Source organism: Crocosphaera sp. XPORK-15E (assembly GCF_034931425.1).
Taxonomy (GTDB): Bacteria; Cyanobacteriota; Cyanobacteriia; order Cyanobacteriales; family Microcystaceae; genus UHCC-0190.
In genome coordinates this window covers 1-10706 of sequence record NZ_JAYGHQ010000043.1, presented here as the reverse complement: position 1 = coordinate 10706, position 10706 = coordinate 1, and the positions used below count along the sequence as shown (strand labels likewise).

General features: G+C 35.3%; 7 protein-coding genes and 1 CRISPR repeat array. All 7 genes read right to left on the bottom strand.

Annotated features, from left to right (window positions below):
- Positions 1 to 18: 18 nt before the first annotated feature.
- Positions 19 to 501: direct repeats of the CRISPR family, unit length 36 nt; unit sequence CTCTCCCTAACCAGGAGAAATCAGTTGAATGGAAAC.
- A gap of 94 nt (positions 502 to 595) precedes the next feature.
- Positions 596 to 1348, bottom strand: a complete 753-nt coding sequence (locus tag VB691_RS23795) for a hypothetical protein (RefSeq protein ID WP_323294013.1) — start codon at positions 1346 to 1348, stop codon at positions 596 to 598.
- Positions 1349 to 1553: 205 nt separating this feature from the next.
- The gene (locus VB691_RS23790; RefSeq protein ID WP_323294012.1) at positions 1554 to 3494 is read right to left on the bottom strand and encodes an RAMP superfamily CRISPR-associated protein; all 1941 of its coding nucleotides are present in this window, start codon (positions 3492 to 3494) and stop codon (positions 1554 to 1556) included.
- Between the two features lie 194 nt (positions 3495 to 3688).
- Positions 3689 to 4081 (bottom strand): hypothetical protein, encoded by a 393-nt coding sequence (locus VB691_RS23785; RefSeq protein WP_323294015.1) that lies wholly within the window; start codon positions 4079 to 4081, stop codon positions 3689 to 3691.
- 25 nt (positions 4082 to 4106) lie between these two features.
- The gene (cmr4, locus tag VB691_RS23780) at positions 4107 to 4892 is read right to left on the bottom strand and encodes a type III-B CRISPR module RAMP protein Cmr4 (protein WP_323294014.1); all 786 of its coding nucleotides are present in this window, start codon (positions 4890 to 4892) and stop codon (positions 4107 to 4109) included.
- Positions 4888 to 6201 (bottom strand): hypothetical protein, encoded by a 1314-nt coding sequence (locus VB691_RS23775; protein ID WP_323294011.1) that lies wholly within the window; start codon positions 6199 to 6201, stop codon positions 4888 to 4890. The genes cmr4 and VB691_RS23775 overlap by 5 nt, the downstream gene beginning before the upstream one ends.
- Positions 6202 to 6228: 27 nt before the next feature.
- On the bottom strand, positions 6229 to 7398 hold the full coding sequence (locus VB691_RS23770) for a type III-B CRISPR module-associated protein Cmr3 (protein WP_323294010.1): 1170 nt from the start codon (positions 7396 to 7398) through the stop codon (positions 6229 to 6231).
- Positions 7398 to 10466: a type III-B CRISPR-associated protein Cas10/Cmr2 gene (gene cas10 / locus VB691_RS23765; protein WP_323294009.1), complete on the bottom strand. Its 3069-nt coding sequence runs from the start codon at positions 10464 to 10466 to the stop codon at positions 7398 to 7400. Before cas10 ends, VB691_RS23770 begins: the two co-directional genes overlap by 1 nt.
- Positions 10467 to 10706 lie beyond the last annotated feature (240 nt).

Below are 10706 nucleotides of genomic sequence, written 5' to 3'. Positions count from 1 at the left end.
TGGATCGTCAGACGAACTCTCTCCCTAACCAGGAGAAATCAGTTGAATGGAAACTTGTGATGATTTTCAGAATGCGGCGTTTCTGGAGTCTCTCCCTAACCAGGAGAAATCAGTTGAATGGAAACTCTTGAGAAAACCAATAACGGTCAAGACCATCTGGTTTAAAACTCTCCCTAACCAGGAGAAATCAGTTGAATGGAAACTTAAGTAAACCCCTTTGTTTGGGTCAGCGTAAAGGGCTCTCCCTAACCAGGAGAAATCAGTTGAATGGAAACCCTTCTAAAACGGATGTCTCCGAAACACAACGCTCTGCATCACTCTCCCTAACCAGGAGAAATCAGTTGAATGGAAACCTCAAAGCATCCTGAATCCCCACCTTTGTGGCAGGAAAAGCTCTCCCTAACCAGGAGAAATCAGTTGAATGGAAACGTGGAAGGTGGTTTCCGAGGTGGTTGTGGATTAATTCTCTCCCTAACCAGGAGAAATCAGTTGAATGAAAACTGAAAAACTCCGCTAATTTATAAATTAGCGGAGTAGTAATTGATAATAATGTGAAAAAATTGAGATTTGTCTTATAAAAACATCTTAGGTGGTTTTAATTTGTTAATTGCTTCCCATATTCTTGAATTTCTTGCTTTAGCGAATTGTGTATATCAAACAGTAGGCTAGACGACTTAATTTCTAAAAATGTTTGTGAAGATAACGAATTAAGACAGCTTAAAATTAGGTCTTCCCATTCTTTTTGATTGTTAGCATTCCAAGCTTGAAATAAATCTTTCTTATCCAACTTGTAAAGTCTGTGAAATAGTTGATTTCGTTGTTCACGAGTTTGAGCAAAATTTTTCCAATAATGTTCACGATTAAGTTGAGTCCGTGATGACATTAATAACTTTTCCAGTTTTTCTCCAAAGAGCTTGAAAACACCTTGGTTATCAAAATAACTGTTCCAATATTTCGATTCAGGAAAATTAGAATCTTTACAGATAGATTTCTGTAGAATAGGAGTCTTATCTTTATTAACATGGGGGTTGTAGTATTGAATTGCCCATTCAATCATTAACCCTTCCACTGCACGAAAACTGTGAAAAAAGGCTTCTGTGGTGTGACCTTGTTGAAAGCGAATAACTGCTAAATAAGCAGCTTCATAAGCAGTCCACCACCATGTTTTTGTTCTTTGTTGATTTGTTTCATCAATTAACTGAGCAACACCATCAAAATCAGCCATATTCCAAGCAATAGCCAGATCTAGTTTATTCCAAATACTTTTAATGGATTGATCATTATCATCAGCATTATTTTTATAAGGACGTAAAACCCTTTGAACTGCGGGATAATCCCGTCGATGCAATAATGATAAAGCTTCTGTTTGTTTGAGTTCCCAGAGATAATTTCGACCTTGAAAGGGTTTAGTCTATTGAGAAGGAAAACCTAGAAAGTTTTTGTCAGCATCTTGGATAAAATCATAGAAATAAGTGCCTTCTCCAAACTTACTGAGAATCACGAGTGCCAATGGTAGCAATAAGAATTGATTTTTTGCGAGACATAGTAATAATTTATAAGGGTAAAATTAGAGCAATTTCTTTAGCATCAGAACGTATTTTTTGAAAAAAACGCTGGCGAGGATTTTCGGTCGCCCCAAAGATAGTAACGACTTGAAAATCTCCTAAATCAGCAATCCAAACAGGGGAAGGTTTTACTCCTCCTCTAACTTGTCCGCATAAATTTCCATCATAGTCGTTACTAACTTTAAAAGAAGAACTGTGTAAAACACTTAAAGCATAAGGTTTACCATATTGTTCTTCTCCCGAACAGATAATAATTTCACAGTTAGCATCTGCTGCTTCAAGCCATTTGCTCTGAGTAACTTGAAAACCATTACGACGATTACCATAATTGAAATTAAGCTCTGATACTTGATTTAAAGCGGTATAGAAATCTTTAAGTCTAACTTGAAATTGTTGTTTTAATCCTTGAATTTTATTCGGAGTTGACCAAAAAGCTTCATCACTATCTAAGTAAAAAGTTGAACCACGATACCAAGGCGCACGTTCTCGATTTTGACGAGAATAACAAGGTCGTCTGGCTCCCTGTCCAATACCCCCTAGATTAAACATTAACCAAGTTAAGTTTTGATAAAGCTGTTTTAAGGCCACTTCATGCTGCTTAGATACGGCATCAGAAAAAGACAAGATTAGAATCCCTTCTTGTTCACCAACTGGATCATTTTTACCTTGATGATTTGCATGAGGTTCTTTTTGAGTGACTTTTCCCTGTTGTAGACTGACCTTTAAATATCCATATTCTTTATGAGGATTAATACCGCCAAATAATTTGTTCTCCCATTCTGATACTGAATTGGGTGGTAAGACTCCTAATGCAAACACACGAAACCAATAACGTAACATGGATTTAAAGGCTGTAGGACGGGGTTCAGCTAAAGCTTGTCCTCGCATTTGCCATTCATTTCTTTTGTCATTCCATTGCCATTGAGTAAATTTTTGATGTCCATGAATTAGCTGACCTTCTAAAGCAAATTCAACTCGTAAAAATTCATTAGTGGGTTGTCCTTTTCCTGCTATGAGAAATTCTCCGTAGCCAGTATTAACCTGAGAACCAACTCCTGTTTGTAATCCTTTAATTAACCAACCTTTTACCCTTTCTAAAATAGTAGGATCTTTAATTCCGTTCACTAACTTTAAAGCAATTTTAAAAGTAGGTTCTTCAAGTGATAAAAAAGGATTGGGATTAGGACTATATTGTAACTCATTTCCTTCCCATTTCCAGATATTATTAGCCATATCCATGGCCAAACCATGTTTGTCAGGTAAAGGATAGGCATCAAAAAAAACAATTTTTCCCGCTTTATCCTGTTTATCTGCATCCAAAGAACCAAAATATTTAACAATTTCTGGCTCTTTTTCTGCGGATTTCCAGTCAGTAATTCCTTTATCTTTCATGACTTCTCGAATGGCTTGAGTCCGCGCAACACCTCGCAAAGTAGAAGAAGGAATATAAGGCATTCCCAAGGCATCAAAAGCAGGTAATAAAATATTTTCTGGTCCTCGATGTCCTCCCACTCTGATACGCCAAGCACATTTAACGGTAAAAGTGTTTGCTTTTCCTGCCATTAATTCAAGACGTTGGGTAAGGATTTTGAGGCGATCGCTATAATTAGCTTTTTCTGTAGCTAGTTGAAGAATTTGAACTTTCGTCCCATCTTTGTATTGATGATCAGATTCACGCATCCAACGTAAATATTCAACAAAACTTGCAGTTGAATGAGGTGAGGGTTCATTATTTTCATTTAGCCAAGGTGAAGGAGGTGAAGCACTATTTCCCCCATTACCACCATTATTATTACCTCTATTGCCATTATTTCTGCTTCCTCCTCCCGATGAATTACTAGAATTGGCTGGTCTTGGGGTAGGCCGTCGAAGCGCTTGATTTTGGGGCTTACGAGGCGGTAATGGTCTTTGTAAAGGATTAGTAGTCATGGGGATTGCCTTAATTTATTTTAGAAGTAATTTGTTGTCTTTTATAATGAAATCGAGCAAAATCTAAAATTTCTTGCTGACGAGATTCAGAAAGATGATTGACAAGTGTCATTATTTGACAATCCATCCTGTTCTCACTATTTCTATTTTTTCATCATTTATTCCCCTAATCTGTATTTCATGAGTTTTAATATTTAGCTGTCCCCATTAATATCATGATAAACAGCATTAGCCCAAAATGCGAATTCTTGAGCTAATTCTAACCCTAATCCAGTTAAACCTAAATATTCATCAGCCGTGAGATTTTTTAGAACATTTAGACCAGTTGAACTAGATAAATTAGTAATTCCTGTTAAAGTTTCTAGGCAGCCAAAATAAAGCTTAACTACCTGTTTTTTACCCTCTTGACTTAAGGCAGTTTCTTCAGCCTTAAGACGCATCATCCCCCAAGTAGCTAAATAAGTATATAGTTCAACAGCTTGACTTTTTTGCTCCTTAAGTTTACTGTTATCTTGATTTGGTCTTTCTCGTAAATTGGATAAGCCTTCATATACGGGTTTACTAATTGTGCGTGGGTCAAACATGATGATTTTTCCTACTAATTAATGTTAATTAAATCCATTGTTGAACAAAGCCTCGTCCCAAACTTTCTTGTCCTCCAATTTGAATAATAGAAGATTGTTGCAATAATGATTGAAAGTCTAGAAAAGCTTGTTCTCCTGAACCATTAGCTTGTGAAGTAATGCCCCAAGGAAAATACATTAAAGTATCAGGAGGAATTGCCTCTTCATAACGAAACCCACTATCAACAGTTTTATGTTGATCTAATTTTATTTTTACTTGTCGCCATAATCCCATTTGAATCATAGTAGAACAATGGCGATCTGGTAATACCATTAATTGTTGAATAGAAGTAGTTTCAGTATTTTGAGGAAGGAACTGTTTCCAGTTTTCCCAATCTAGCAAATCTTCAGCTTTGAACATTGCATCTTTAAGGTAAATCGCTGAAGCACTTTTTTTAAAGTTACAGCTATATTCAGAGGGAATATTAAGTTGAGTGTTATTGAATTTAGCCCAACGTCTTAACAACATGGGGGAACTAATCCAAATGACTCCATGACTCAAAGAAGGAACAGGAAGCCATAAAATCGAGCCGTCTCCAATCCAAATATTTCCTTGCTCTAATTGAGTAGTAGTGTCATCATTAAGTTCATTTCCAAACAGTTTAAAACGTTCGGTTTTATCTTGGACACTCGCTCTTAATTTACCTCTAATGGTAGAGGAAGGAATATAAGGCAAATTGGTATGAGATTCACGGGCAATTCCTAATAAGTTACCTTCTTGGGTGGTTCCTCCAGTATGTAAGGGAGATAAGAGATATAAATAAACAGTGTTAATCATGATTTTTACCTTGTGTAATTGTTTTTAGATTGTTTAGAATTTGAACATTGAGAGTATCAAAAGGGTTGACTGATAAAAAATTGGTAATTTCGGTCAAAATTGTCTTCATGTCGTTCATAATTCGGTCAGATTCTTCTTTAGTAATTTCTGGGACTCCTTCTAAGTTATGAATGTAATCATTACGGGTTTGACAGTAAGTTTCTAAAGACTCAATTAAAGAAAGTAATAAACTATTTTTCTCTGGTTGATAATCAAGGATTGCTTTTAGAATTATTCGATTTAAAAAACGTTCAAAGTCAATTCTTATCTTTTCTCCATTAGCTAAACGATAATTTTCAAGATGGGTTTTGAGCTTTCCGTTATCAAACTTTTGAATGCTTGTAGTAATTGTTTTCTCCTTTTCTAATTGATTCCAATTTTTATCAACTTGATGAGCAGGAAGAATCATCTTTTTAACCAAATATCTAAGCAAATTTTCTTGGAAGCAAAAAACTAAGATTAAAAAATCAGCATATTTTTGATTATCAAGATTAATTTTAGCCTTGTAGTAAACTTCTTTTAAGAGAGCAGTCGAGTTTTTTTGTCTTAATTGAGCAATTTCTTTTTTCCAACTATCGGGAGCCAAATTACCAACTTTTTGCAAAGAAGAAAAAGCTTTATCAAAGTTAAAGGCTAAACGAAATGCACCTGCTCCAATTAATTCTTGAAGCTGCTCTTGCTCAAAACCGCTATTTTCTAAAGTTTCTAAGGTTCCATAATAGTTATAGTTTTGTAATTGTTTTTTGATAACCTTGAGATCGGATTCATTCTTGACAACATTAACATTATTAACAAAAACCCTAGATTGATGAGGTTTCATTTGAAAAGGGTTTCGCACTTGCCAAAGATTACTCTTTCCCCACTTTCCAGAAGCTTGTAAAATTCCCCAAGCTGTTTTCATAGCTGGTGTTCCTGAAGATGAATTGAATTCTATTATATCATTTTCTGCTTTAATTTCAATAATTTGTGAACAAAAACTATGAGCTTCTTTTAATGATAATTCAACATCTATGGGATCGTGAGAAAGTCCTTGAGAAACTTGATAAATATTGATTGATTCACCCGAAATTTTAAGTTCTGAGGTTAACCAATCTTGTGTTAATTCGGCTTGAGGTTGAGTATCTGCTGTATACAATAAACAAATTTTTCGGATTTCTTGTGATTGTGCTATTAAATGACGAACTAAAGTAACTAGAGAACCTTCCTCATGGTTTTTCTCCGAATAGGGATCTTGACTACCAACAAACGAAAGAATAATACTTGCCATAAAACCACTTTTTTATATCACTAAAGTTTAATAATTGACGGATATCCAAAGCATTTCAGAATAACCTAATTGCCGCCAACATTTAGCTTGTCTTGAAGCATTTTCTTGATCTTGAAACAACATTTGAGGTTGATTTAAGTAATACTGACTGCCAGGGGGGGCAGCAAATACTTGTGGTGCAGGAATACTTTTATTAGTTCCATTTTTATCTCTAATTCTACAACTAATAGGTAAAGCTGTTGCCGTAGCAACACTCACTAAATTACCTGATTGTTGATTATCATTAACAGTATGAGCCAGTTTCCATTCCCAAGGATAAGGTTTACACATTGCTGTCCCATTTTTATTTCTTTCAAAGACTCCTGGAGTAATTAAATAAGCTACTTTTTTTCCTTCGACATTAAAGTTTTGAGCCGATTGATTTTGTAATTTATTCCATTGAGAATCTAAGACTTCACATCTTTCGATAACGACTCGATGTCCTTCCCCTCCTAATCTTAATGTAAGCAATTTTTGTGAATTTAAGGATAGTTTTTCTATCTGTTGATGAGTAGATTGATCAACAGCGATCGCTAAACGCCATCCGGGTAACATTCTTATGGTATTTTCTACAAAATAACCATCAGCTTCTTTGACTTGTTTTGTGTCTGGTTGAATAGAATTATGAGAACGAGTTTCTATTGTCCAAGGTTTTTCATGTTCATAACTGGGATGATGTTTTTCTACCTTAGGACGAAGTAAATCTTCTTCTTCAAAATTCCCATTTTTAAGATATTTTAAAACAGCATCAGAAGGGATATAGTGACGATACTTTTTATCATCTTTATCGTTATTTGATGGTTGTTTTTCGGTGGTTAAAGGACAAGGTTTCGTTTGATCCCAAAAAATATGATTTAAGGGTACGTTTTTATTCCAGTCAAGAGGAATCAAAGGCTTATTTCCCACAAATCCTAAAGGAGTAGGCAAATAGAGAAGCATCTCAAGGTTATTTGTCCCTTCCATAGCCGTTTCCTTGGCAAAGAAGACTCCTTTAATCTCAACAGTATCTTTTTTGCCCAAAAGTCCCCTTAAAGCTCCAGCAATGGTATGTCCATTAGGAGGAAATACACTCCCCGCCCATGCTCTTTCACCAGGGGTAAAAGGTTTTGCATCTCGTAACATTAAGACATCGTTCGGTGTTAAGGTGTACCAATACATTAAGCCTTTCCTCCTAATTGAATTTGACGGTTCCGTTTCACAAAAGCTGCTAATCTTAACCAACTTTGAACTTCTTGATTTAATTGTTCTTCTGGGGTATTTTCCCAGAGATAATAGAGGAATTTTGATAAAGCTGTCTCAAAGCTTTTGCTGATGTCATCATTGAGTTTTTCTCGACGGTGACAAAATGCAATTATCCAAGGATGAATTGCCTCTTTCATAGGACTAGGATGTTGAGTCCAAAGGTTTGCAGCTTGTTCAAATAAACTGGATTCTATGTTATCTAATTCAATTAGGTTTTTCCATTGTTCAAATACTTCAAATTTAGTGGTAGCTTTCAAAATATTTCCGTTACCATAAATGACTCTAACTTGAACAGCATTTTTGTAAGTTTGATGGTTATTTTTATTGATGTAGTGTTCTTTCGCTTCTTCTTCTGCTTCCCAGAGATTTTCTAAGCTGATCGCTAAAGGAACTGAATGATGAGCCATAACCATTCCAAAACTAATTGTAGCATTTCTTCCCATAGTAAATAAGGGACGCTCTGCTAAATTTTTCGGTCTATTTTCTTGATTCCATTGCCAATAATCTCCTTCATTTTTAAATTCACTTTTTTCTACAGTAAAATTGCCATCATTATCAAATCCGATGGGATCTTTATCACCTCGAAAACATTGACGAATATCCCATAACCAATTATCCCATTCCCATAAATTAGTGTAAGCTAAAACGTCATCTCCACCACTATAAATTAATCGTCCTGCATATCTTTCTTCCGTTAAATAAGGAACTAATTGATTAGAAAAGTCAAGTAACGCACGACTTAAAGCATTATGAGTTGAGGGACCCATTCGTTTAGGTGACTTTAAAAACTCATTGAAATCTTCTTTAATGTCTCCTGTAACTTCTAAATTTTTAGAGGTATATTCTCCATAGGATTTAAGTTTAGTTCCTTTTAACCATTCACTCATTCCATCTCCGTCACCCGCAGCAATAACATACCAATTAGTAGGATTATTATTAGGATAATAATGTCTAATTAATTGTTGTAATTTAGCTCTATTCTCAGGAGTAGATTCTTTCTCTAAATCTTCTACTAACCAACCAGAATTAAGTAAACGAGGATGATATTTTATATTCTGATTGTCATCAGACCAAGGTATGCCCCATTTATCTGTTATTTCATCAGGAATTTTATTATGTTCTTCTAAATATTCTTTAATAACGGCTTGAGAAGTAGCTTCAAAATGTTCTAAGTCTTCAGGGTTTCCTGTTTTCAAATATCCAGCCACTCCGCAGGTCAAATCAGGATAAGTAATGGTGATTTTTTCCTCTTCTAAATTTAATAATTTAGGTAAAACTAAATGTAATCCTCTTTTAACGGTTTCTGTGGCATTGAGTTGTTCTATTCCATCAAATAACCCTGCTTGACGTTTCCATAAAGCTTTAGTTTTTCCTTCTTCAATCCAATCGTTAATGGGATGTACAACTGCCCCTAATCCAGAAATAGTAGAACGGGTACTAAATGCGGTTGGAATTTGCCAATCTCTTCCATTTTTAACTGCCGTTAAAGCTAAACGAGTTTGGTCAAATATAGCAGCCCACCAAGAACCCACATTAGCATTAAAAGGATGTCTATTTTGCTTTTCTCGACGTATATTTCCTGCTTTTTGTAAAAAGTTTAACTCCTGTTTTAAGAAGAGGGCATTTTTTTCATTTAAGCCATAGCCTTGATTCTGAGTCTCAACCCAATGCTGATCTTTTTCCTTGATGTCAGTAGCTTCCGTCTCCTTATTTTCCCGTTGATTACTATCGTTGTCTCGATAAATTTCACTACTGGTTAACTCAATTTTTTCTAGTTTTCCTTGTTTGTTTTCTTGTTCTTTATCAACGCCAATGGGAACGGCTGTCCAATAAGTTTGCCATTGAGATTTTAACCATCCTTTCCAGTTTTTATGGTCAAAGGATAACCCTTTCATCCAATGTCTATCTTCTAATTCAGTAAACACTAATTGACTAATATTCAACCATTCATTAATCAGGGTACTTTTAGCTGTTTGCATGGCAGCTTGTACTTTATCTTTAGGCAAGACTAAGACGATTACATTGGGAAATCCGGCAGTCAATAAACTGCGATCACTTGGTTGCTTAATCCATTGATTAAATCCAAATCTTGAGTATTTTTGTAATAACCAATGATCAATTAAAGGTTGTTGATATAGATTAGGATAAATTAAACAGTCAGGTCCATAAATATTGGCTAATGTCCAAGAAACTTTTGCTGAAAGATAATGCAAAATCCAAGAACCTGCCCAGAAATCTCGCATTTTTCGACTAGCTTTGATTAATTCTTGAATAGGCGAAAACGTAAAACTAGCTAAGTAAGGATGGGATAAAGGTTTATTAGCTTTCCAATTTTTCGTGATATCTTCTGTGGTTAAATCATATCCAGCTAAAGCACCCGCCATCGCTGCTGTCAGACTAGCATGACTCCAAATTGAACTATCGGGTAAACGGGTTTCTGCTGGCATTAATAGCAGAGAAGCATCATTATCAAAGAGTTGGCAAGTCGCTTCAGGAAGACATCGCCATAACCACCAAAATAACGCTTTTTCATAGTCTTGTTTGTCTTTTTCAGGATCACTAGGAATTAATTCTATAAGATTACTAGGAATTAACTTTAATAGTTCTTGTTCTTTACCTTCTAGAAACTGGAGACGTTGACCCTTAGACAACATTGTGTCATGTTGCTTGATTTTAAAATTTAATTTTTCTCCTGATAACAAATGAGAAATTTCTAAGCCATTATCACTATAGTTAACACTATTGGTAAGACTTCCAATGGCACCGCGATCACTAGCTGAAGTGATATAATCAGCTAGTTTGATCTGCTTAAAAATCTTTTTACCGGATTTTTCTGGGTTTAAATCATTGGCTACCCATTCTTGCATAATAGGTAACTCCCGCCAAAAACTGTTTCCCCCTCTCCCTGAATTATCATGTAACGCTTTCAAGGCCGGATCATGAAGTAATCCCCAAATTTTCGCTTGCCAGTATGGATGACTCACCTGTTGCCCGTTCCTTTGATTGGTTTATGTGTCTACTGTATCAAGAGTTCCCAATTACTCACAAGACGTATCACAATATTTAAAAAATTTTAACCAAACCAAGTCAAACCTTTATATAGTAAGCTTTTACAGACAGTTAAGTTTTGTTAAGTTGTATTTTCTTTTCCGCAGTCATAACGAGACACTAATGCTAAGGCTGATTGTTTGTGTCGTTTAACCAGTTCATCGGGGGACATAACT